Here is a 22,857-nt window from a genome sequence, read left to right on the forward strand (position 1 = left end):
CATTACCTTTCGAATTATTTCATTGCCGCAGGTGAATGGAGGGCTGCGCGGGTGTATTCACCGTTGACCAGGCGCAACAGGTTCAGAGGATTGCTGTCTTGCAGCGCGGGGGGCAATAACGCTGCCGGGTAGTTTTGCAGGCAGACCGGGCGCAAAAACCGCTCGATAGCCAGCGTACCAACCGATGTGCCACGGGGATCGCTGGTCGCCGGATACGGGCCGCCGTGCACCATGGCTTCGCAGACTTCCACGCCGGTCGGATAACCGTTAAACAGGACACGCCCCGCTTTGTGGATCAGTAATTGCGCCAATTCACTCGCCTCACCAAGATCTTCCTGTTCAGCCAGTAGCGTGGCGGTGAGTTGCCCTTGCAGGTTTTCCAGTGCGGCAAGCAGTTGCGCCCGGTCCGCGACTTCAACCACGATCGCCACGGGGCCAAAGACCTCCTCCTGCAACAGCGGATCGGCGTTAAGTAACAAGCCACTGTCTGCCTGATAGAGATGGGCTACCGCCAGATGGGGGTGTTCTGCCCTGCTTCCGGCCAGATGCCGTAGCTGAGGATGTTGATCCCATCTCTGCAAGCCACCCAGATAATGATCCCGCGTACCGGCATTCAGCATGGTTTGTGGCGGGCAGGCATTAACCTGAGTTTGTAAATCGGCGATCAACTGGCTGAAGGCAGGGCTGCGCTGGCCGATAATCAGCCCCGGCTTGGTGCAGAATTGGCCGCAACCGAGCGTGAAAGAGGCAACCAACTCTTGCGCAATTTTTTCACCACGCTGAGCCAATGCCTGTGGCAAGACCACCACCGGGTTGATGCTCGACATTTCGGCAAACACCGGGATGGGGTGTGGACGTTGCATCGCCAAATCAAATAATGCCCGGCCACCTTGCAACGAGCCGGTGAACCCTACCGCCTGGATCGCAGGATGTTGCACCAAATCGGCACCGATGCTGCTGCCGAACACCATATTGAAGACACCGGCAGGCATCTGCTGTTTTTGCACCGCACGTTCAATAGCCTGCGCGGTCAATTCCGCCGTGATCATATGGCCACTATGTGCCTTGAACACCACCGGGCAACCGGCGGCCAGCGCGGCAGCGGTATCACCCCCGGCGGTAGAGAACGCCAGCGGGAAATTACTGGCACCAAACACCGCCACAGGACCGATGGCGACGCGATACTGGCGTAAATCAGGCCTTGGCAGCGGTGTACGCTCTGGTAATGCGCAATCAATTCTCGCCCCGTGCACGCGGCCGCTGCGTAGCAGTTCGGCAAACAGTCGCATCTGCCCGCTGGTTCTAGCGCGCTCACCAATCAGACGAGGGATAGGCAGCGCGGTCTCTTGTGTGGCAAAGGCAAAAAACTCCTCCCCTAACGCGTCCAATTCATCGGCTATGGCGGCGAGAAAATCCGCTCGCTGCTCGGCGCTGGTTTGGCTATAGGCGCTAAAGGCTCGGGCAGCGGCCTGCGCTGCGGCATCAACCTCTGCAATGCTGGCCTGATGGAAGCGATAGCCTATTGGCTGGTTATTATCGGCCCGCAGGCTGATGAGTTCGGCGTGACCGCTAGCTATCCGCTGCCCGCCAATAAACTGTTTGCCGCTAAGGGCGTATGTGTTGTGAGTTGGCATTGGTTTCCCCTGTTCGATTGCCTGTTATAGCCCGGCTGAATACCGGGCCTCCTTGAGAGATCACAGGCCGACATCTGGCAGAGTCGGACGGTTGGCCAGAGCTGTGTTGATAACCGTCGTCACCTCTTGCAGCGTTTCTCCCTGCAGTGCCAAACGCGGTGGGCGGGTCACCGCGCTGCCACGGCCGACCAGTTCTTCACAGAGCTTGATGCACTGCACCAGGTCTGGACGGGCATCCAGATGCAGCAACGGCATAAACCAGCTATACAGGGCCAGTGCTTCTTCGAAACGCTTTTGCTTCGCCAGCCGGAACAAGGTTTCCCCTTCGCGTGGGAATGCGTTGGACATGCCGGATATCCACCCTTCTGCTCCTACGGCGAGGCTTTCCAGGACCACGTCGTCCAACCCGGCGAACAACACGAAACGATCGCCAACCGCATTGCGTAAATCGATAAAGCGGCGGGTATCGCCAGAAGAGTCTTTGAAACAGACGATGTTGTCGCAGTCGACTAACGTAGTGAGAATGTCAGGTGTGACATCGTTTTTATAAATCGGCGGGTTGTTGTAGACCATGATCGGCAGATCGGTGGCGGTGGCCACGCTGCGGAAGTGTGCTGCAGTTTCGTGCGGTTTGGATGAATAAACCAGCGCAGGCATCACCATCACGCCGTCGATACCGGCTTTTTCCGCTTCGCGCGCCATATTCTGTGCAAAGGCGGTGGTGAATTCGGCAATCCCGGCGATCACCGGTATTTTGCCTTGTGCGGCGTCTTTCGCCACCTCGATCACCGCCAGTTTCTCCTGCATCGTCAGCGAGGTGTTTTCACCCACGGTGCCGCAGACGACCAGGCCAGAGACACCGTCTTTGACCAGGTTTTTGATCACCGCATGGGTAGCATCAAGATCCAGAGAAAAATCGCTGCGAAATTGCGTACTGACTGCCGGAAATACCCCACTCCAGTTAATCGCTTTATTGCTCATCGTATGGGTCCCTTTTGCTTGAAATGTTAACTGCCGGTTAATTTATGGTGAAATTCAATAACAGATTGACCGGTATTCTCGGCAGCGGCTTGACGGTTTTCACCGAATGCGAGGACGAAATTGGCATAATGAGGGGGAATTGCGCGCAGCGAAGCCTGTGACGCAGTTGCATCATAAAATTCATAATTTCAGCTAATTAGGGAACTAATGTGGCCCGAAAATCGCGGGGGCTAGCACCGGTCATGGCCTTGAACTGGCGGCTGAAAGCGCTGTGATCGGTATAACCGCATTGCAATGCGATATCGGTAATTGGCATATCACTGGCCAGGAGTTCTGTGGCTTTCTCTAGCCGGACTTTGTGGATCATCTGGCGCGGCGTCAGGTGGAAAATACGTTTACAGTAGCGCTCGATTTGCGCCACGGAAAGGCCAGTCAGCGCCCTCAACTCTTCCATCGCGATCGGCCTGCCGTAGTGCTGACGGATATAAACATCCAACGCCGCCAATCGCTGATAGGCCGGGTGGTTAGCCTTTGCTTCCTGCAAATCATGTGAGATCCCGGCCATGCCGATAATCTTGCCCTGCTGGTCATACAGCGCCAGCTTTTGCGTCAGGCACCAGCCCGTTTCACGGCCGCTGTATAGGTGCATTTCAAGCTGATCCTGGATCTGTACCCCTTGGTGTAACACCCGCAGATCTTGCTCGGTATAGCCTGAACCCAACTGGGTTGGGAAAACGTCTGCCGAGGTTTTGCCCAATAGCGGCGTCACCGTTTTAAAACCACAGCGTTTGGCCAAGGTGAGATTGGCCAACAGATAGCGGGCCTGCGCATCCTTGATAAAAAACACCACATTGGGAATGGCATTAAGCAGCGGCGCAATCAATGCCAGCGAGTTCAATACGCTATGTAACGAATGGGGACGCTGTTGCACCAACCCATCACAGAACTGGGTGAGGTGTTCGACAGCAAAGCACTCTTGTGGTTGCTGCTCAACAATGCAAGGAGTGAGCGGAGGAGCCTGAAAGCTTGAGGTTAATCGCATAGCAATACCCTTTTCAGCAAGTGGTCATAATTGGCTATTTTTAACTCACCTGGATCAGTATTAACTTTTCTGTAACTTATCAAGCGCGTTGTTTCCAATATGCGGATCACCGCAAACTTTTGGCAGGTTTCAGGCTATCTAATCAAATTTTGGCGCTGAAAAATAATTAATATTCTGATAAATAGATACTTTTTATTACCCTCTGAATGATGGGTTCGCTCAGGCAATTTAGCACTGTGCTGATTTCGGCATGGCCTTTGCCGAAACAGGTCAAGCCGCAAGGGTAGCTTTCGGTCAGTCTTAGGTGGTTAGTAACAATTAATTAACCTTGAGAGGCTCCGATGATACCTGCATCCCCCTTCATCACCTTACGAGCGATCGATTCCCATACCGGCGGTGAACCCACCCGGCTGATTATCGACGGTTTTCCCGACCTGGGCAGTGGCAGCATGGCCGAGCGAAAGGCGCTTTTCGCACAACGCTATGATGACTGGCGCAGCGCCATCATTCTGGAACCCCGGGGCAACGATGTCTTGGTGGGAGCGTTACTGTGCTCGCCCTGCTCACCGCAAGCCGCGGCCGGGGTGATATTTTTCAATAATGCCGGATATCTGGGCATGTGCGGCCACGGCACGATTGGATTAATCACTTCCCTGGCTTACCTGGGGCGCATTAGCGCTGGCGAACATCTGATCGAAACCCCTGTTGGGACGGTGAACGCCACGCTACACGCCGATGGCAGCGTAACCATTGAGAATGTCCCCGCCTATCGTTACCGCCAGCAGGTAGCCGTGACCGTTGACGGCTATGGCGAGGTAGCCGGCGATATCGCCTGGGGGGGCAACTGGTTCTTTCTCATCAGCGATCATCATTTGGCGATCGACACCCACAATCTGGAAGCGCTAACGGCCTTTAGCTGGGCGGTACGGCAGGCGCTCGAAAACGCGGGGATCTACGGTGAAGACGGAGGGATCATCGATCATATTGAGCTTTTTGCCGCCGATCAACGTGCCGATAGCCGCAATTTCGTGTTGTGCCCAGGCAAGGCCTACGATCGCTCGCCGTGCGGCACCGGGACCAGCGCCAAACTCGCCTGCCTGGCGGCAGACGGTAAATTACAGCCAGGTGAAGTATGGCGGCAGGCCAGCGTGATCGGCAGTGAATTCAGCGGATATTACCAGCCTGGTGAAGGCAACCGCGTGACGCCGTTTATTCGCGGGGAGGCTTTTATCTGCGCCGATAGCCAACTGTTGCTGGATGAGCGTGACGCTTTCGCCTGGGGGATACGTTAATGGCAACCGCCGATGTGATAGTCATTGGCGCAGGCATTATCGGTGCTGCCTGCGCGTGGCAGTTAGCACAACAAGGGTTACGAGTGTTACTGATTGACGATCGCCGCCCTGGCGCCACCGCTGCGGGCATGGGCCATTTGGTTTGCATGGATGACAACCCCGCAGAGCTGGCGCTGAGTGCCTACTCCCTACATTTGTGGCGCAGCGTGCTGGACCGTATGCCGGATAACTGTGCCTGGCGCGGCTGCGGTACGCTGTGGTTGGCGGAAAAACCGCAAGAAATGGCGATTGCCGAAGTGAAGCAGCAGCGGATGGCAGCACTTGGGGTCAACAGTGAACTCATGGACTCACAACAAGTCGCACAGCTTGAACCTATGTTGCGTAGCGGCTTGGCCGGAGGATTGCGCGTGCCGGGGGATGGCATTATTTATGCCCCTAATGCTGCGCGCTGGTTGGTTGAAGATGCGGGGGATGCAGTACGGCGGGTTTACGGTGAAGTGGTCGCGTTGGAACAACAGGCGGTGATACTGGCCAACGGGGAGCGACTGAGCGCACCGGTGATAGCGTTAGCCTGCGGATTACACGCCGACAAGCTGTTGCCAGCCCCGCTGCTCAGAGCGAAAAAAGGCCAACTGGCGATCACCGATCGATACCCGCAACGGGTTAGGCACCAATTGGTTGAGTTGGGTTATGGGGCTAGTGCGCATGCCTCTGATGGGACCTCGGTGGCCTTTAACGTTCAGGCTCGCCCAACCGGCCAACTGCTGATCGGTTCCTCACGCCAGTTTGATTCGCTCGATCCGGCAATCGACATGCCGTTGCTCGCCACCATGCTCAAGCGTGCCGCAGAGTTCCTGCCCGCATTGGCAACCATGAGCATCATCCGCTGCTGGGCGGGGGTTCGGGCAGCATCGGCGGATGGTTTACCCCTGTTAGGACCCCACCCGGCTTATCCATGGCTGTGGTTGGCTCTGGGCCATGAAGGGCTGGGCGTCACCACGGCAATGGGCAGCGCCGCCTTGATCGTCGCACAAATCCAACAGCAGCGCACAGCAATTGATGACTCTCCTTATCGAGCCGCGCGAATGTTCACTACAAACGAGGTCCACCAATGAAACTGATCGCCTTAACCATTGCCGGGCAACCTTATCAGGTACAGGAAGGTATCACCGTGGCCGCCGCACTCAGCTTAAGCGGACAAGATCATTGCCGGATCTCCGTCAGCCAGCAGCCACGCGCGCCCTTTTGTGGCATGGGCGTGTGCCAGGAATGCCGAGTGATCATCAATGGCGTACAGCAGTTGGCCTGCCAAACCTTGTGCCAACCCGAGATGAGTATCGAAAGGAACGGAGAGAAATGAACAACCTGCAATGCGAAGTGTTGATTATTGGTGCTGGCCCTGCCGGATTGGCAGCAGCGCTGGCCGTAGGCGAAAGCCGGCAACGCATAGTCATGCTTGATGATAACCCTCGGCCTGGTGGGCAAATCTGGCGTGATGGGCCAGCGGTCACCTTACCCGCGATCGCCCTACGCTATCGGCAAGCCGTTGAGGCGTTGGATAACGTCACCCTGCTCAGTGCGACAAAAGTCGTGGCGCAAAGCGGACCACAGCAACTGCTGTATGAAAATGCCCAGGGTTGCGGGACGATCAACTATCAGCGCTTAATCTTATGCTGCGGTGCGCGCGAGCTGTTATTGCCCTTCCCTGGCTGGACGCTACCGGGCGTAACAGGGGCTGGCGGCTTACAGGCGCAGCTCAAAAATGGCTTATCGCTGCAAGGCGAACGGATCGTCATTGCTGGCAGCGGACCGTTGCTACTCGCGGTTGCCGATAGCGTCACCAAAGCGGGCGGTAAGGTCATACTGCTGGCCGAACAAGCCCCGATGAAACGCCTGGCGAGATTCGCCAGCGGGTTGTGGCATTGGCCAGTGAAAGTACGGCAGTCATTCCGCTTGATTAACCGCCGCTATCGTCCCAATAGCTACGTAGTGGAAGCGCTAGGCGAGCAGCGGCTGACCGCAGTTCGCGTCCAACAAGGGGAGCAGGTTCGTACGATCGCCTGCGATCGACTTGCCTGTGGATTCGGGCTGGTGGCGAATATCGAATTAGCCATGCTATTGGGGTGCAGAATAGAGAATGCGGCCATTGCCGTTGATGCATTGCAACAAACCAGCGTGGCCAACCTGTATGCTGCGGGTGAATGTACCGGTGTGGGGGGAAGTGAACTGGCTTTGGCGGAAGGCGCGATTGCCGGGTATGCCGCCAGCGGTAATAGCGTACGTGCTCAGGCACTACTGGCAAAACGGAATGTATGGCAGCACTTTGCCGCCGCAGTCAGCCAAACCTTTGTACTAAACCCAACGCTGAAAACCCTCGGCGCAGCCGACACCTTCCTGTGCCGCTGTGAGGATGTAGCGCTGGGGGAGATTGATGCCAAAACGGGTTGGGCAGCGACCAAACTGCATAGCCGCTGCGGTATGGGGGCTTGCCAGGGGAAAATTTGCGCCACGGCGGCCCGACATCTGTTTGACTGGCCCCTACCGCAACCAAGAGTGCCTTTGACCCCGGCACGGCTTGAGACACTGGCTTTACTGGCCCCTCACCCCAACCCTCTCCCACAGGGAGAGGGAGCTGGTACAGTGTCGTTTTCTGGTGTAAAGGTGATCTGCGATAGAGTTGATACAGAAGAGGAGTTTACTAAATAAATTGTGGCATTTTCGGTCCCCACCAAAGATTTCGTTACCCGCAAAATCCCATTTTGTGCTCCGGGCGTTGTATCAGCCTGGAGCACAGCTCTTTGCATCAAAAATGCAGACTTCAGAAACGCGGCCTGTTATTTATAGCCAGCTGGTGTTTTTCCAACCTTTTTTTGCCATGCAGGCAGTAAATGCGGCTTTCCGGCTATTTATATTCACGTCCAAGGGGTAGCTTTCAACGCCTAATTTATTTTCATATTTATAACCACTACTATTACAACCATCGTCATCTTTATTGCATTTCAATGAAACCTGCTTTTCAACGCTTCTGGTAGCGACCTCATTTTTAACCGGGTACTGAGCTAATGACTCAGTTTCGCAAAGGTTATTCGCCTCTTGCAGGGTCATTGTTGGCGTACCTAACGGTTCCCATGTGGCAGCACAGCCTGAAAGAATAATGGCGGGAAAAACAGCAAATAGGCGTTTGTTCATAAAAGATTCTTTAGTTAAATTGAAGGAGTAATTTGTTAGCAGAGGACGCTTGTAAACATAACTTACTGAGATCGAGATCTTTATCGGACAAGTTAGTCACTACAACGGTGAAATCCTTGGGATAGAAGACATCATAGTGTAACGGATTTAAACGGCAGATTAACGGCCATACTCCAATCCAACTCCTTGAGAGGAAACGATGCAGCAGGTCACCACAATCAGCTGGCGTCCAATCAATCTGCCCTACCGGTATTGACTAAAATTCGAATAATAAGAGAATGATAAGATTGTGTTGGGGCTATCCCAATGAGTAATCAATAGAAGCCGGAGCGAATCATCGCCTGTTCTCATAGCTTTACCAAAGTTAAACAGCTAATCGTACTTCTTGCCGGTGTGCTTTCACTGGCCAGTTGCACCTCCGAACCTGCGAAATCCTTAGTCACTCCGTTGCCTTCGGTGGCAAAACAGCCACTACCGGGTAAATCACAGCAAAGCCAGGACCCCGTGCGCGGCATCTGGCTGGCAACCGTTTCCCGCTTAGACTGGCCGCCAGTGACATCCGTCAATGTCGACAGCCCTGCAATCCGCATTCGCCAACAGCAAGAAGCATTGAAAGGCAAGCTGGATAAACTGCAGACGCTGGGTATCAACACCGTTTTTTTTCAGGTTAAACCTGATGGCACTGCGCTCTGGGCATCAAAAATTTTGCCATGGTCAGATGTGCTGACGGGGAATATTGGCGACAACCCAGGCTATGATCCGCTGCAGTTTATGCTGGATGAGGCACACAAGCGTGGCATGAAAGTCCATGCCTGGTTTAACCCCTACCGGGTATCCGTCAACACCAAGCCAGTAACCATTGATAAACTGAACCGCACATTGTCGCAGCAGCCAGCCAGCGTCTATGTGCTACACCCCGACTGGATCCGCATTGCAGGCGACCGATTTGTGCTCGATCCAGGTATTCCGGAGGTGCGGGACTGGATCACCAGCATCGTGGCGGAGGTGGTTGCCAACTATGATATTGACGGCGTGCAATTTGATGATTATTTCTATGCGGAGTCCCCTGGATCCGTGCTCAACGACAGCCAGACCTTCAAAAAGTATGGGCAACATTTTGGATCCAAAGCGGACTGGCGGCGAGACAATACTAAGCAATTGGTTGGGCAAGTTTCTCGGACTATCAAGAAGTTGAAGCCCGACGTTGAATTTGGTGTCAGCCCTTCTGGCGTATGGCGTAACCACTCACACGATGCGGCAGGTTCCAATACGCGAGGGGCTGCAGCCTATGATGAATCTTATGCCGACACCCGCAGTTGGGTACAGCTTGGTTTACTGGATTACATTGCCCCACAGCTGTATTGGCCCTTCGCGCGTGATGCGGCCCGTTATGATGTGCTCGCCAAATGGTGGGCGAATGTGGTGGCCTCCACCAATACGCGTCTTTATATCGGCGTTGCACTGTATAAAGTTGGGATCCCGTCAAAGAACGAGCCAGATTGGATGGTCAACGGTGGCGTGCAGGAGTTACAAAAGCAGCTGGATTTGAACGAGTCCGTATCGCAAATTAAAGGCACGATCCTGTTCAGAGAGAACTATCTCAATCAGCCACAGACCCAGCAGGCAGTCAATTACCTGAAAAGTCGCTGGGGTAGTTGAGGAACTTGGTGGGTTTTGTCATTGATTGTGCGTTAGATCACCCACATTCACCCTACTTGCATACCCAAGCAGAGAGATTAAGGTGCCACCTTTTAAAGGCAACGGCACCTTGCTACTTTTACCGAGTCGTATCAGTTGTCGCAACGTCCTTCTTTGGCAAGCTTAACTCCTGGCTTTGAGATCACTCTTTTCCCTTCCTCTTCTGTCGACTGACTGAGGCCAGCACCACCAACAAAAGCACCCATCTTTATATATTGCCTTACGAAGTAATTCTTTCCAGACTCAGTGAAGATGGACAGGTCATTTGGAGAAAACTCTGACTCCGTTGAAATCTTGTGCTTTTCCCCACCAGTTACCTGTGTGTAGAAAAACGTTTTATCTGCTGTTTCACCGATGCATTTACCATCAACATAGATATCTTTTTTTAGCGCTTTGCCAACAAAACTATCCCTATAAATATACAAACCAGCTTTATTTTCATCCGGAGTTGTGAAGCTTTTAGCTTGTACGGACTCTTGCTCTGTTGCAAGTGGGACACTAGCACAACCACTTAGAAGTAAGGCACCCAAAATAGATGCTGATAAAAATAAACTTTTTATATTCATGAAAATACATCCCTTTGAAAAATAATAATATACTTTATGATATTCAACCTATCCCCAACTGGCATAAACTTTCAATAAGAATAGTTACGGTCATTGATTACCCTTAGTGATTAATCAAGATCAAAACCAATTTTTGCTGAAGTTTGTCCTAGATAAGGTGTGTCTGAATGTTGCCACAAATTAATGATAGGTCAAGATAATCAATCAGGTATGCAGTAAACTTATGATAAAGCTCAAGGTTTACGTGAGCGAATGCTTTTTAAGTAACCATAATCACCCTTCGTATAGAACAGAGCTAGCTAGGCTGCCAGTTTGATTAAGGCGATTGATCTGGTTTTTGTGATGGAAAATAACTTGGACTTGGGTTAGATCAGGGGACAATATGCCCCCTGAGACTGCTGGGCTAAAAATGTAGGGCCGCTGCACATGCTGCGCCCTTCTAATTCAATTACTTCCGCAACGCCTCAAGAATGCGATAAGCCGCCTCAACCCGCACAGGATTAGGATAATTTTTGTTAGCCAGCATCACGATGCCGAGATCCTGTTGAGGAATGAAGGCTACATAGCTGCCAAATCCACCGGTTGAGCCAGTTTTATGTACCCAAGAGGCGCTTGATAGTGGCGCTGGCGGAGTGATTTTTGTGACGCTCAGCGCTGCCAGTGCGTTTTTATTATCGCTACCCTCGACCACGGTTTTCTCTTTAACCGGCCAGTTCAGCATTTCCCAACCCAGACCTTGATACATATCACCGGCATGCCAGTAGCGCGACTGGGCAAGCGTAATCCCCTTCTGCAGCGAGGCATCCTTCACTTTAGCAGGCGCCATGTTAGCCTGAACCCAGCTTGCCATATCCTCTATCGACGACTTAACGCCGTAGGCTTCGGCATCAAACATGCCCGGAGAAACGCGAACCGCTTTCCCATCGCGATAGCCCCAGGCGTAGTGCTTATCTTCCTGCTGCGGCACGTTTATCCAGGTTTGCGATAGCTTCAACGGTTGGAACACGCGTTGGGTCATCGCCTGTTCAAAACTCATGCCTGACGGTTTGACCATCAGTGCGCCAAACAGGCCAATACTGGCGTTCGAGTATAGGCGCTTGGTGCCCGGAGCCCACTGCGGTTGCCAGGTTTGATAATAATTCTGCAGCGATGCTTCATCGGTAACATTTTCCGGTATCTGCAGCGGTAAGCCACCGGCGGTATAGGTTGCCAGGTGCAGCAAGGTGATCCCCTGCCATTGCTTGCCAGACAGTGCTGGCCAGTACTTGCTCGCCGGATCGCTTAGGTTGATTTCACCGCGAGCAATGGCATCACCGCCCAGCACTCCTGTGAACGTTTTACTGACCGAACCCAGCTCGAATAAGGTCTGCTGCGTGACTGGCTTTTTGCCCGCAACGTCTGCCAATCCCCAGGTGAAGTAGTAAGGCTGCCCCTGATAAATCACCGCCACGGCCATGCCGGGAATGCCCTGCTCTTGCATCAATGGCGCAACGGTGCGATTAACAATGTCGGCTATCTGTTTTTCCGTTTGCGGTGCTGCAAACAATGAACCTGAGGTGGCGAGTAACAGCACACAGGATAGGGATTTCTTCAACATTGCTATTTTTCCATCATTGAGGGCTAAAGGTTCTATCAGACGCGCTTAGTTTGTAGAACTTGATGATCGGCGGCAAACGGTAAAATTTAGCATCTGTTAAAAGTTTTTCTATTGGCTTGGATGATAACCGATGGTGTTAAATCAATCGTTAAATGCCTTGTGTAACACCACGGCAAATGCCGACGGATTCTCCCAGGACATAGAGTGCCCTGCTTGTGGCACTGTTGCTACAGATATACCCTGATGGCTGACATACTCAAAGTCACGGTCCGGTAAGGATTGTTCGCCAAAAATCAGTGAGCGTGAACAGGACAGATTGAGGAAAGTCTCCATCCATGGCGGTGAAGCTCCATCAATCAGGCTTTTGGCTCCCCGCCACATTGCCCAGGGGGCCGCATTTTGGGCCGAACCTTTCCAGGGGGATGTGTGGTCTGCCAGCATTTCGTCGTACACATGCGAGATAAATTCAGCTTCCGGTCTCTCCACCAGTAGGCGACTGTATACGCCGCCACCGGCATAAAAGTTAGGTTCCGAAACCACCAGTTTACCTATCCGTTTACCCAATCGTTCTGCTACTTCAATCGCGATACTGCCCCCCATGCTGTGACCATAGAGATGGCAATGTGACAGATTCAATGCAGTAATCACTTCGATCACAACGTCTGCCTGATGAGCAATGCTGTAATCAAAATCACGAGGTTTATCGCTAAAGCCATATCCAGGAAGGTCAATCAGAATCGCGCGTCGTCCCGCAAATGCCGGATCTGCCACAATGCGTGGATACTCATAGGAAGACGCGCACCCAAGCCCATGAACAAACACAATCGGGATACCCTGGCCTGGCAAATCGTGCCAACGCACACAGGCGCCAGCGGTTAACGAAAATAAACTCTGCATGTAGTATTCCTCTGTTAATTTCCGGGGCTGCCTCAATGAGTGCCAACGTATCACAAAACCCAACCATTTTAAGGTATTAGCAATTGATGTGCGTCATTTAATAGCGCTATCATCAAGCCTTATACCTAGCGGATGACGTCAAATGCTCAGAAAAGATGATGTGAAACCTCGCGCCTACAAACAGGTGGATGTATTTACCACTTCGCCATTGCAGGGGAATCCCTTGGCGGTGATCCTGGAAGCAGAGGGCTTGAATGAAATGCAGATGCTTTCGTTAGCTCGCTGGACCAACCTTTCGGAAACGACGTTTGTTTTCAAACCGACTAATTCGCTAGCCGATTATCAGGTGCGCATTTTTACCCCCGAAAAAGAGCTACCCTTTGCCGGGCATCCGACTTTGGGTACGGCCCATGCATTATTGGAGGCTGGGCTGGTGACCAAACAGCCGGGGGTGGTGATGCAAGAATGCGGGGTTGGTCTGGTTGCGGTCAATATCTTAGCTGAAGGAACGCTGGCGTTTGCTGCGCCGGCGGTAACGCTTCGAACGCTGACTGCAGCAGAAAGGGAAATGCTAATGGCCGCTTTTCAACCTGCGGTTATCGAAGCCGATACGGTGCCGGTCATTGCCGACATGGGTATTCGCTGGCTTATGGTACGTCTGCCAAGCGCTCAATCCTGCCTGACGATGACGCCGGATCATGCCACGATTAAGAAGCTGCAAACCGATCATGAGGTTGATGGTGTGGTGATTTATGGTGCCTATTCATCGGGTGAGCCAGCAGACTATGAAATGCGAGCGTTTCTGGTTGAAGGGGGTAAGTTGGTAGAGGACCCAGTGACTGGCAGTGCCAATGCATGCCTGGCCCGTTTGTTGAAGGAGAATAATTTCCCCGACGGTGGTTCAACGGCGCAGGGGTATCAGGTTCGACAAGGCACCCAACTACATCGCGATGGCCGGGTTAGCGTTCGCTTTATTGACGGTGAGCCTTGGATTGGTGGGCAGAGCTGCACGCTGATTAATGGTCAGTTGCACATTTAGCTGTGGCGATAATTTACGGAGTATCGACATTGTGACCGGGTGCCCTTTCCCGGTTTTAATGATTGTTCATGACGAATCACAACAGCTTAAGTAAATGTGTCGCGATCCCCCATCGCAGAGAGACGCATTTATCCCCAACCAGGTCTAAAACAGAGTAGCTCGCGTTCGGTTGAGCATAACGGAGAAAATTATCGATTCTTCCCTCTTTGAGCAAGGCCAGCACTCCCTGGCTGACTTGGCCATGAGATACAATACATATTGTCTGGTGTGGAGCCACCACTTGTTGGTGGTGCAAGAAATTGATAACTCGCTGAGAAGCCTGCGTCAGCGACTCGCCGCCAGGGGCACAAAATTGCGCATCTCGCCCAAATAGCGACTCTGCTTCACTGGGATGGTCATATTGTATTTGTTCCCGTGTCATCCCTTCATAATGACCGAATGCCTGCTCCTTCAGCGCAGGTTCCGCAACCAACGGGCAGAGAAAACGGTCCGCCAGTGCCTGCCCCATGTGCCAGGCACGCCCAAGGGGAGATGCGTAGACACAGTCTGTAGGGTAAGCGGCGTCTGTTAATGCTGCCAGTAAAGCTGATGTCTCAAGCACACCTCGTTTAGTCACCGGACTGTCCATATGCCCCTGGATAATACCGCGCTGATTCCATTCCGTTTGCGCATGTCGTACAAGTATCACTTTCATCAAAAATTACCGTTGCTCAATCAGGCTAAAGGCCAGATTCGCCAGCCTGCTGAAAATTCGTTATTATCCACATCCACTCTCTATCCGGCAGCATGATGTCTACGATTTTCGATACTTTTATTGCCCCACCGTGCCATGACGAGATAGAGATCCTCTATCAGGACGATCACCTGGTGCTCATCAATAAGCCCGCCGGGCTGCTCAGCCTCTCGGGGAAGAATCCGCAAAATCTCGATTCGGTGCATCATCGGTTGGTACAGATATTCCCCGGCTGCACCCTGATTCACCGCCTTGATTTCGGTACTTCCGGGCTGATGGTGGTTGCACGCAATAAGACTATCAACGCAGCCCTCTGCCAGCAATTCAGCCAGCGCACCGTGACCAAAGTTTACAGCGCACTGCTCTGCGGACACCTGAACGACAACAACGGGGTGATAGATGCTGCGATTGCCAAAGACCCGGCGTTGTTCCCACTGATGTCGATTTGCTCAATCCACGGCAAGCCCGCCCGCTCCCGCTATCGTGTCGTTGAACGCTTAAATCACGAGTTGGAAGACGGGACGTTACTGCCTTTGACGCGTGTAGAGCTAACCCCGGAGACCGGGCGCACCCATCAATTGCGTATTCACTGCCAGCAGTTGGGACACCCTATTTTGGGCTGCGATCTGTATGGCGGTCTCCTAATACCTGGCACCGAACGGACGCCGCGGCTGATGCTGCATGCCAGTGAGCTGCATTTTGTTCATCCTATTAGCGAAGCGTTGATCAAAGCCAGTAATGCCTGCCCGTTTTGAAAGTGAAGGTATCTATCGTGGTGTCGTGACCTGCACCCGTTGATTAACTCGGCGTAGTGCTTGCAAAGTCCAATGCTGGCATTGTCCTGTCCACTGGGCGGAACCGTGTCGGCTATGAGCGAAAAGCGGACATTGTGCATTTAGAGACTATTGTAACACCAGGACTCTCTGTGGCTGTTTAATGTAGCCTTAGGTTGCTAAGGATGTATGGCTCAAATTCTGCTGTATGTAATCAATGAGCGCTCGCGTTTTAGCTGGCAAATAACGCCTGTCAGTATAAAGTGCAAACAATTGAAGTGGGGCTGGCGGTTGTTCAAACTTAATCTCGATCAGCCGTCCATCGTCGATGTAGGGTTGGCAGGCCTGTCTCGAAAGAATGGCGAAACCAACACCCGCTACCGCCGCGCGTCCTGCCATCTCTCCGCTGTTTACCCTGTAATGGCCTTTAACCTTAATCGTCTCGAATCCCCCCTTTTTATTCATAAACTGCCAAGGAGCACCTTTAAGTGCATTTACCGTGGTAATGCAGGGTAATTCTTCAAATTGCTGTATACGAGAAGGGATGCCATAACGCTGAATGATGGAGGGGGCTGCAACGATAGTGCAAGGGATTGTCACCAGATGACGGGCTATGTAATCACTGTCATCCAGTTGGCCACGGCTCACAATGATGGCTAAATCCAGATCGTCTCGCAGGGATTCAAAACCAGACAAATTTGTGACACTGAATCGCCACGGGTTTAACAGACACCTCAGAGTCATTTAAAATGGCCTAAAGAGAGGTGCACATGAGCAGTAAGCGTTATCCTGAAGAGTTTAAAATTGAAGCGGTCAAACAGGTTGTTGATCGTGGCCATTCTGTTTCCAGCGTTGCAACACGTCTCGACATCACCACCCACAGCCTTTACGCCTGGATAAAGAAGTACGGGCCTGACTCTTCCACCAACAAAGAACAGTCAGATGCTCAGGCCGAGATCCGCCGACTCCAAAAAGAGCTGAAACGAGTTACTGACGAACGGGACATATTAAAAAAAGCCGCGGCGTACTTCGCAAAGCTGTCCGACTGAGGTACGCCTTTATCCGTGATAACACCTGTTGTTGGCCTGTTCGTCTGCTCTGTCGGGTGCTGGATGTTCATCCAAGTGGGTTTTACACCTGGCTTCAGCAGCCACATTCACCACGGCATCAGACAGATATGAGGCTGACAGGACAAATCAAACAGTTCTGGTTGGAGTCCGGTTGCGTTTATGGCTATCGTAAGATCCATCTCGACCTGCGAGATAGCGGGCAACAGTGCGGGATTAACCGGGTCTGGCGGCTGATGAAGCGTGCCGGGATAAAGGCTCAGGTCGGATACCGAAGCCCAAGAGCTCGTAAAGGGGAGGCCAGTATCGTGACACCCAACAGGCTCCAGCGGCAGTTCAACTCGGAAGCACCGGATGAACGTTGGGTAACGGACATAACTTACATCCGAACCCACGAGGGCTGGCTGTATCTGGCCGTGGTTGTTGACCTGTTTTCGCGCAAAGTTATCGGCTGGTCAATGCAACCCCGGATGACAAAAGATATTGTCCTGAATGCGCTTCTGATGGCCGTGTGGCGGCGTAATCCTCAAAAACAGGTGCTGGTTCATTCTGATCAAGGTAGTCAGTATACAAGCCATGAATGGCAGTCATTCCTGAAATCACATGGACTGGAGGGCAGTATGAGCCGTCGTGGTAACTGTCACGATAACGCAGTTGCAGAAAGTTTTTTCCAGCTACTGAAGCGTGAACGGATAAAGAAAAAGATCTACGGAACGCGGGAAGAAGCCCGCAGTGATATTTTTGATTACATCGAAATGTTTTATAACAGTAAGCGTCGGCATGGTTCGAGTGATCAGATGTCACCGACGGAATATGAAAATCAATATTATCAACGGCTCAGAAGTGTCTAGATTATCCGTGGCGATTCAAGGCTAGGAATCACCCTCCCCTCTCTGGTACATTTGATGCCTTCACGCGGGGTGCTTTTCTACCAAACAACGGGATTCAGAATGTCAGAGAGTAAGCAAATTCATATAGCTGCGGCCGTCATCACCGATCGGGCTGGCCGGATCCTTCTGGTCAGAAAACGCAACACGGAGTGGTTTATGCAACCGGGTGGAAAAATTGAATCCGGCGAGCGGCCAGAGGTGGCACTTGCACGTGAACTGGAAGAGGAACTGAATGCCTCCTTCAATCCTGATGAGATGATCCCACTTGGGCGCTTTACGGATCTCGCAGCAAATGAGCCTGGGCACATGCTGATTGCTGACATGTTCAGAATCAGCACCGAAGAGACCCACTTTCTACCCGCTGCAGAAATCGAAGAAGTGATATGGTTTGAACCTTCTAGCAACCAGCAGGTGCAACTGGCCCCGCTTACCAAAAATCATATTCTTTCTATGCTGGAACGTTAACGGGTCATTGGTAGTATCGATCCCTTCACCATAACAACAAATTAGAAAAGGATAATTTCTTGCATTCGATTACCCTGCCATTCTCCACCGAGCGCCTGCGGCTACGCCGCTTTACCCCTGACGATCTCCACGCCTATGCGGCTTACCATCGCCTGCCTGAAGTCTACCGCTACTTGTATGCTCCACCGCCGGAGCAGGCGCAAATGGAAAAGCGGTTGGCAAAGGCCGTAGCCTCTCGTTTTAGTGAAGATGGTGACACTTTTTATTGTGCCGTCACATTGAAAGATAGCGGCGAACTCATTGGTGAAGTGTTACTGAAACTGGCCAGCAGCGCGGCACTGCAAGGAGAAATCGGTTATATCTTCAATCCGGTTTATGCCGGTAAAGGCTATGCGGCAGAAGCGGTACGTTCGGTGCTGGAACGCGGCTTCACCGAAGTGGGTTTCCACCGCATTTTTGCCCGACTTGATGCAGCCAATCGCGGCTCTATCGGCGTGGTCGAACGCTTGGGTATGCGCAAAGAAGCACATTTACGACAGAACGATCGCTTTGATGGTCAATGGGGCGATGAACTGATTTATGCATTGCTGAAGCAAGAATGGCCACAAAACTGATGCCGAGGGGTTACGGCGGATTCGCTGATATCTAGGAGTAGGCCCTTTTATATGAGGAAACTTCCTGAAAGCTATCGGCCTACCCGTTTAACGACTCGATCGTCTGGTGCTTATTAATAACTGCTCAGCCTCCCGGGGAAAATATAACGGGCCGTGACCTGCCCCCATGATTACTCCGTGAGGCTTTCTTTTCTTAGGCGACTGGTTCCTATTTCTTCGCCAACCAGGGAGACGTCGTGCTCCAGAAAATGATATCTGCACCGAGATAGTCTTCTGCGAATTGCACAAACTCATCCTTGCTAAATGGCTTGCCCGTATTGGGGTTCCTATAGGTCAAGGTCGGCTCTTGCACCGCCATGGCAACGAGTACCAGCTTATTTTTGTATTTGTTGAAGAACGGATAGGAGTTCTTCATTTGCGCCTTGCGGTTGGGAACAATATCTGGGCCGCCAAGCCCAATGTTATTGGCACTTGCGAACTCAAACAGTCGCCCCATGTAATTGTGGTCGTTATTCCATTCGCACGGCCAGAAATTAACATATTGCACCACATGTGACTTGGTGAACACCTTGCGCGCAAAGGTGAGATTTTCCATTTCGCCTGCGAAATAGTTATCACAGGTAAATCCCTTGGGTAGCTTTTTCTCATCAAGATCAATGGCTGTTTCGGGTAAGTTCACACCATAGACTCGGCCATCGAAACGCTCTGCAAGCGCTGCCAACAGAGCCTGATAACGTTGGCGCACAGCGGGATCCCACTGCTGCGCCACCCAACCCGAGCCAATCGGCTTTCCTTCGCCAGGATTGTCAAATTGTGGCGATATCCCACCACCGTACCTGGCATCATTCATCAGATAGTCAGGAACGTATCGGGCATTCTGTTCGAAAAACCGATCCTGGATCTGGATGAAAAGTTTTTTCTTGGCTCCTTTAAGACGAGCAAGATCCTGCTCAATCTGCGAAAAGTTGTACTTGTTCTTCTCAGGTTCGAGTGAGCGCCAACTGTAAACGATCTGCGCACCGCCAATGTCGCTACGCGCCATAATGACTGACGCCGCTTCAAGATCGCCTGAGCTGGTATAGACAAAGTTTTCTGGCATTTTAGCTAATACAGGCAGTGTCGCAGTAAGCAATGTTAGTGCGACAGTGAGCCTAATGCGTATGGTCAAGAGGTTATCCCTTTTTAATGGTTTGGTTTGCCGTGTGATGCCTGGCCCTTGGCACAGAGCACGAGTGTGCATACATGCAAAGCCTGTCGCTGAAAACTACCTGAAACTCCATTGTGCGCTAACGACAAAGATTGAGGGAAGAATAATACCACTTTCCACCCCAAAGTAGCTGGTAAAGTTGTATTGAACCGCATGATAGATATAGGGAGAGAACCCCACGCCGGTAGTATCCTTGAACTTTTTATATGAGCCGTCATTACCACATTGACTGAAAGCATCAAAAAAGAACTCACCAACATATCCGTAAACACCCTTAAAAACCCATCCAGAGTCATTAGACATCCAGTCTCTTCGCAGACCCAGTGCGATACAGCGGTCATTGAAACTGTTTTTCATTGTGCCAACCAAAATACTATATTTTGAATCCTCAGAAAACTTTCGTTCTACGGAGAAAAATTTGTTATCAAAGTTCTCCGTGTATTGCCCCTCATTGTTTATCGTATGATACACAAAGGAGCCGGTGTTAATAGAGTATAAATTTATTTCACCTGCGACACATGCGGGCACCACTGTTAACAAACATACCATAGCCACTGACTTATTAAGCATTTAAATGACCTCTTTAAATATGAGTGGTGTTGTTTGAGAGCCCTCTTCTCCTGAAAGATACGGTGCAGTGACTCTGTACGTTTTTCTCTCAGTAACGGTTAGCTCAAGTAGCGCTACAGCAGACAAAGGGGCTGCAATGACCAGCAGGCACACGGCAATCAAACGGGGGAACGAAGGTTTTGCCATACCAAGCTTCTTCCATCACGGATACATCTATTAACAGTAGTACATTCTTTATGGCGGACAAGGATGAACAAAGTGGTGAATTTCGCCTCCCAGCACCCGGTAGAGAACTCGCTCGGAGAATGCATCCCCCCATCTATTCACCACATCCCCGATCGGATAGTATTTCCCCACTGAAGGAATAATCAAAAGCAGCGATCCATGGACATCTCAGACTTAGGCCAAGCCCGCAGTAATACCGTCAGTAAGCTCCTCAATGCGCCAGATTTTGCGGCCTTGCTGATTGAACACGGTTGGGCGGCATTCCCAGATCGTTTTTTAAAAGCCGTCGCTAATGCGCAAGATACCGCCACTCAGGTTCTGCTAGATGTGCTGCCCGCCTTGTCGCTGGATGTGAAAATTCAGGTGGCGCAGCAAAGCAAACAGCCGTTTATCGTGCCTTGCATGGTATGGCCAGAGTTGGTCTGGCGTTGGCAACCATGGCAGTATGCCAGCGAGGCATTGGCATGGGAGGCGTTGAATTCCCACTATCCAACGCTGGTAGAGGGGCTTACCAGCCAATCAATGGCTTCAAGAGCAGACCATGACCGCGCTGCGGACAAAGTGTACTCAGACTATTTTTTGGACCCCGTTGGCCCTATCCTTGATAAGTCGGCAGCCAACCCGGCATGGCCAGCATGCTGGGCAAATATTGCTATTCATCATCCGGATGAGGCCGTGCGTGAAAATATGATTTTCCGGCTGGTTAATCCCTCTAAAGCCCTGTTGCAGTCACTGACCAAAGATCCTTCTCATTTGGTCAGGTGCCGGCTGGTTTCTCGCTATCATGAAGATGAAGCGTTGATGATGGAGCTACTGGACGACGTCAATGTATGGGTCAGAGGTGAACTGGCGGAACGTGCCATATCCAGCCATATATTGACCCAGCTTAGTCAATCGATGGATCTGTTTGTCCTGAGCAGGCTGGCTCATAACCGGCAGTTTTTCCTTAATCCAAATCCGAGCCCAGGCGCCCGACTCGTATGGCAAAAGCTGGCGCAGCATCCCTACGTGTTTACCGAGGAGTGCTTTGCCGGTATGGCAGCACTGACGGAAGATGACATGATAGATTGGCCAATCTTTTCTCGTTGGGTGGAACAACTCGCGGTTAGGTGTCCTCAAGTACGCGATAAAACGCCGCCGTTCCGCACCTTTGGCTATGCTGAATTTCCGGCTTCTGATACCAATTTGTACGACACTGCCAGCAGCCTGTTTCAGTTTAACCGTTCGCTGGCACTCAACCCTTTGACTCCAGTAGCGATCCTCCGCTTATTCAGCCAGTGCCCATTTGAGGCGTTGAGGCAAGAGGTAGCCCAGAATCCAGTCTTGCCTGCATGCTAATACGCCTGATGATAAAGTGGTGAAGTTCGCCGAAGAAGCGCAAGTCGCAAGACTGCTGACAACACCCAACAGGCTCAAAACGTAGGGGCGCTGCATGCTGCGCCCGCTTAGCAAACCAAGGATATCGAATGTCGAAGTTAATTTATTATGTTGCAGCATCTATGGATGGCTACATTGCCACCCAGGATCATGAGCTTGACTGGCTGACTAATTTTATTTTAGGCGATGATGCTACACCCTATGATGACTTCTACCAGAGTATTGGCGCAGTGATTATGGGAGGAAAAACCTACAGCTGGATAATGGAAAATGCCCATGGCGACTGGCCTTATCAAGATATTCCGGCGTTCATTTTGACAAGTCAGGATCTGGCAATACCGCAAGGCACAGGCATAAGTAAAGTTTGTGGCAATGCTAATGATATTGCCAGGCATGCAAAACTGGCGGCAAAAGGTAAGGATGTTTGGGTCGTTGGAGGGGGTCAGTCCGCTGCATTTTTCGCCGATGCTGGTGAATTGGACCAATTACATATCACAACCATTCCCGTATTTCTGGGTGAAGGGATCAAGATCCTACCAGTCAACCGTAACGTGGTTGTGACACCAGTGACCAACAGGTTTTTACAAAGTGGTGCGTTAGAAAGCGTGTTAACTATAAGAAAGTAGTGCCGATTAGACGCAGTGGAATGTGAGCGGCGGATAAAACGCAGGCTATGTACGTCCTAAGAGCTGTAATGGCGGTAGCCCGCATCCGACCGTATGGCCTAGGGGAGCAAACCGGTCTGTTCGTAGTAGCGGATCATTTTGGCTGAAACGCCGGAGGACTTGGCTGCTTGACCGATATTCATCGTTCACTCCTTCATAGGGCTACAGTTAGCGTTATTGTCACTGGTCTCCCTCACCCCAGCCCTCTCCCCAAGGAGAGGGAGCTGATTCGGAGCTGCGGTCAGGTGTGGAGATCAACTTACACAGCCTCGAAGCTCCGGAGCTAAGGTAAACACTTGAATCCATTTGTAGCACGGTCGGTCCCCTCTCCCTGTG

Annotated in this window: 24 protein-coding genes and 2 pseudogenes; 12 read left to right on the forward strand and 14 right to left on the reverse strand. The window is 51.8% G+C overall.

Annotated features, from left to right (window positions below; all coding sequences use genetic code 11):
* Nucleotides 1-14: 14 nt before the first annotated feature.
* From KGP16_RS13045 to KGP16_RS13055, 3 genes are all read right to left on the reverse strand, one after another.
* A complete protein-coding gene (locus KGP16_RS13045; protein WP_223501458.1) occupies nt 15-1,634 on the reverse strand; it encodes an aldehyde dehydrogenase (NADP(+)) in 1,620 nt (539 codons plus the stop codon).
* A gap of 60 nt (nt 1,635-1,694) precedes the next feature.
* A complete protein-coding gene (locus KGP16_RS13050; RefSeq protein WP_021806385.1) occupies nt 1,695-2,615 on the reverse strand; it encodes a dihydrodipicolinate synthase family protein in 921 nt (306 codons plus the stop codon).
* Between the two features lie 196 nt (nt 2,616-2,811).
* Nucleotides 2,812-3,657, reverse strand: a complete 846-nt coding sequence (locus KGP16_RS13055) for an AraC family transcriptional regulator (RefSeq protein ID WP_223501460.1) — start codon at nt 3,655-3,657, stop codon at nt 2,812-2,814.
* Nucleotides 3,658-3,998: 341 nt separating this feature from the next.
* Between KGP16_RS13055 and KGP16_RS13060 the strand changes: the two genes are divergently transcribed.
* Genes KGP16_RS13060 through KGP16_RS13075 form a run of 4 tightly spaced genes read left to right on the forward strand, consistent with a single transcriptional unit; the run spans nt 3,999 to nt 7,655 of the window.
* Nucleotides 3,999-4,949, forward strand: a complete 951-nt coding sequence (locus KGP16_RS13060) for a 4-hydroxyproline epimerase (RefSeq protein WP_021806387.1) — start codon at nt 3,999-4,001, stop codon at nt 4,947-4,949.
* Entirely contained in the window at nt 4,949-6,064 is a 1,116-nt protein-coding gene (locus KGP16_RS13065; RefSeq protein ID WP_223501462.1) for an FAD-binding oxidoreductase, read from the forward strand. The genes KGP16_RS13060 and KGP16_RS13065 overlap by 1 nt, the downstream gene beginning before the upstream one ends.
* A complete protein-coding gene (locus tag KGP16_RS13070; RefSeq protein ID WP_059200811.1) occupies nt 6,061-6,309 on the forward strand; it encodes a (2Fe-2S)-binding protein in 249 nt (82 codons plus the stop codon). Before KGP16_RS13065 ends, KGP16_RS13070 begins: the two co-directional genes overlap by 4 nt.
* Nucleotides 6,306-7,655, forward strand: coding sequence for an FAD/NAD(P)-binding oxidoreductase (locus KGP16_RS13075; protein ID WP_223501464.1), 1,350 nt, complete (start codon nt 6,306-6,308; stop codon nt 7,653-7,655). Before KGP16_RS13070 ends, KGP16_RS13075 begins: the two co-directional genes overlap by 4 nt.
* Before the next feature lie 132 nt (nt 7,656-7,787).
* On the opposite strand, the gene KGP16_RS13080 is transcribed toward KGP16_RS13075, so the two are convergent.
* Nucleotides 7,788-8,138, reverse strand: coding sequence for a hypothetical protein (locus KGP16_RS13080; RefSeq protein ID WP_039995080.1), 351 nt, complete (start codon nt 8,136-8,138; stop codon nt 7,788-7,790).
* A 10-nt stretch (nt 8,139-8,148) separates the two neighbouring features.
* Nucleotides 8,149-8,238 (reverse strand): hypothetical protein, encoded by a 90-nt coding sequence (locus KGP16_RS27680; protein WP_253249445.1) that lies wholly within the window; start codon nt 8,236-8,238, stop codon nt 8,149-8,151.
* A gap of 236 nt (nt 8,239-8,474) precedes the next feature.
* Here KGP16_RS27680 and KGP16_RS13090 point away from each other — a divergent pair, with 236 nt between their 5' ends.
* Nucleotides 8,475-9,797 (forward strand): glycoside hydrolase family 10 protein, encoded by a 1,323-nt coding sequence (locus KGP16_RS13090; RefSeq protein WP_371822712.1) that lies wholly within the window; start codon nt 8,475-8,477, stop codon nt 9,795-9,797.
* 131 nt (nt 9,798-9,928) lie between these two features.
* Here KGP16_RS13090 and KGP16_RS13095 read toward each other — a convergent pair whose 3' ends face one another.
* From KGP16_RS13095 to KGP16_RS13105, 3 genes are all read right to left on the reverse strand, one after another.
* On the reverse strand, nt 9,929-10,402 hold the full coding sequence (locus KGP16_RS13095) for a DUF2846 domain-containing protein (RefSeq protein ID WP_223499517.1): 474 nt from the start codon (nt 10,400-10,402) through the stop codon (nt 9,929-9,931).
* Between the two features lie 448 nt (nt 10,403-10,850).
* A complete protein-coding gene (gene blaSFDC / locus KGP16_RS13100; protein WP_223501466.1) occupies nt 10,851-11,999 on the reverse strand; it encodes an SFDC family class C beta-lactamase in 1,149 nt (382 codons plus the stop codon).
* A gap of 141 nt (nt 12,000-12,140) precedes the next feature.
* Nucleotides 12,141-12,896 carry an alpha/beta fold hydrolase gene (locus KGP16_RS13105; RefSeq protein WP_223499519.1) on the reverse strand — a complete coding sequence of 252 codons (756 nt, stop codon included), beginning with the start codon at nt 12,894-12,896 and terminating at the stop codon, nt 12,141-12,143.
* Between the two features lie 142 nt (nt 12,897-13,038).
* Here KGP16_RS13105 and KGP16_RS13110 point away from each other — a divergent pair, with 142 nt between their 5' ends.
* Complete coding sequence (locus KGP16_RS13110) at nt 13,039-13,935, forward strand: PhzF family phenazine biosynthesis protein (protein ID WP_209522982.1); 897 nt, start codon at nt 13,039-13,041, stop codon at nt 13,933-13,935.
* A gap of 76 nt (nt 13,936-14,011) precedes the next feature.
* On the opposite strand, the gene KGP16_RS13115 is transcribed toward KGP16_RS13110, so the two are convergent.
* Nucleotides 14,012-14,629 (reverse strand): histidine phosphatase family protein, encoded by a 618-nt coding sequence (locus KGP16_RS13115; RefSeq protein ID WP_223501467.1) that lies wholly within the window; start codon nt 14,627-14,629, stop codon nt 14,012-14,014.
* Nucleotides 14,630-14,724: 95 nt separating this feature from the next.
* Here KGP16_RS13115 and KGP16_RS13120 point away from each other — a divergent pair, with 95 nt between their 5' ends.
* Nucleotides 14,725-15,423 carry an RluA family pseudouridine synthase gene (locus KGP16_RS13120; RefSeq protein WP_209554323.1) on the forward strand — a complete coding sequence of 233 codons (699 nt, stop codon included), beginning with the start codon at nt 14,725-14,727 and terminating at the stop codon, nt 15,421-15,423.
* A 189-nt stretch (nt 15,424-15,612) separates the two neighbouring features.
* Here the strand turns inward: KGP16_RS13120 and KGP16_RS13125 are convergent.
* Nucleotides 15,613-16,146, reverse strand: a pseudogene (locus KGP16_RS13125) (substrate binding domain-containing protein); the annotation flags it as partial.
* 65 nt (nt 16,147-16,211) lie between these two features.
* Here KGP16_RS13125 and KGP16_RS13130 point away from each other — a divergent pair.
* From KGP16_RS13130 to KGP16_RS13140, 3 genes are all read left to right on the forward strand, one after another.
* Nucleotides 16,212-17,359 (forward strand): IS3 family transposase gene (locus KGP16_RS13130; RefSeq protein WP_223500153.1). Its coding sequence is split into 2 segments (ribosomal slippage): nt 16,212-16,449 and nt 16,449-17,359, totalling 1,149 coding nucleotides; the frame shifts between segments, so codons are not numbered across the junction.
* A gap of 99 nt (nt 17,360-17,458) precedes the next feature.
* Complete coding sequence (locus KGP16_RS13135; protein ID WP_071926111.1) at nt 17,459-17,863, forward strand: NUDIX domain-containing protein; 405 nt, start codon at nt 17,459-17,461, stop codon at nt 17,861-17,863.
* Between the two features lie 59 nt (nt 17,864-17,922).
* Nucleotides 17,923-18,477, forward strand: coding sequence for a GNAT family N-acetyltransferase (locus KGP16_RS13140; RefSeq protein ID WP_059200821.1), 555 nt, complete (start codon nt 17,923-17,925; stop codon nt 18,475-18,477).
* Nucleotides 18,478-18,685: 208 nt separating this feature from the next.
* Here KGP16_RS13140 and KGP16_RS13145 read toward each other — a convergent pair whose 3' ends face one another.
* The 3 genes from KGP16_RS13145 to KGP16_RS13155 form a co-directional block, all read right to left on the reverse strand.
* The gene (locus tag KGP16_RS13145; RefSeq protein WP_223501468.1) at nt 18,686-19,645 is read right to left on the reverse strand and encodes a hypothetical protein; all 960 of its coding nucleotides are present in this window, start codon (nt 19,643-19,645) and stop codon (nt 18,686-18,688) included.
* A gap of 96 nt (nt 19,646-19,741) precedes the next feature.
* The gene (locus KGP16_RS13150; protein ID WP_037375908.1) at nt 19,742-20,254 is read right to left on the reverse strand and encodes a hypothetical protein; all 513 of its coding nucleotides are present in this window, start codon (nt 20,252-20,254) and stop codon (nt 19,742-19,744) included.
* Complete coding sequence (locus KGP16_RS13155) at nt 20,255-20,440, reverse strand: hypothetical protein (RefSeq protein ID WP_223501470.1); 186 nt, start codon at nt 20,438-20,440, stop codon at nt 20,255-20,257. It lies immediately after the preceding gene.
* Nucleotides 20,441-20,638: 198 nt separating this feature from the next.
* On the opposite strand from KGP16_RS13155, the gene KGP16_RS13160 reads away from it, so the two are divergent.
* A complete protein-coding gene (locus KGP16_RS13160) occupies nt 20,639-21,817 on the forward strand; it encodes a hypothetical protein (RefSeq protein WP_223501471.1) in 1,179 nt (392 codons plus the stop codon).
* A 128-nt stretch (nt 21,818-21,945) separates the two neighbouring features.
* Complete coding sequence (locus KGP16_RS13165; protein WP_223501472.1) at nt 21,946-22,482, forward strand: dihydrofolate reductase family protein; 537 nt, start codon at nt 21,946-21,948, stop codon at nt 22,480-22,482.
* A 59-nt stretch (nt 22,483-22,541) separates the two neighbouring features.
* Here the strand turns inward: KGP16_RS13165 and KGP16_RS13170 are convergent.
* A pseudogene (locus tag KGP16_RS13170) lies at nt 22,542-22,664 on the reverse strand (MerR family DNA-binding transcriptional regulator); the annotation flags it as partial.
* Nucleotides 22,665-22,857: the final 193 nt, after the last annotated feature.

Origin of the sequence: Serratia sp. JSRIV006 (genome assembly GCF_019968685.1) — a bacterium.
Lineage (GTDB): Bacteria > Pseudomonadota > Gammaproteobacteria > Enterobacterales > Enterobacteriaceae > Chania > Chania fonticola_B.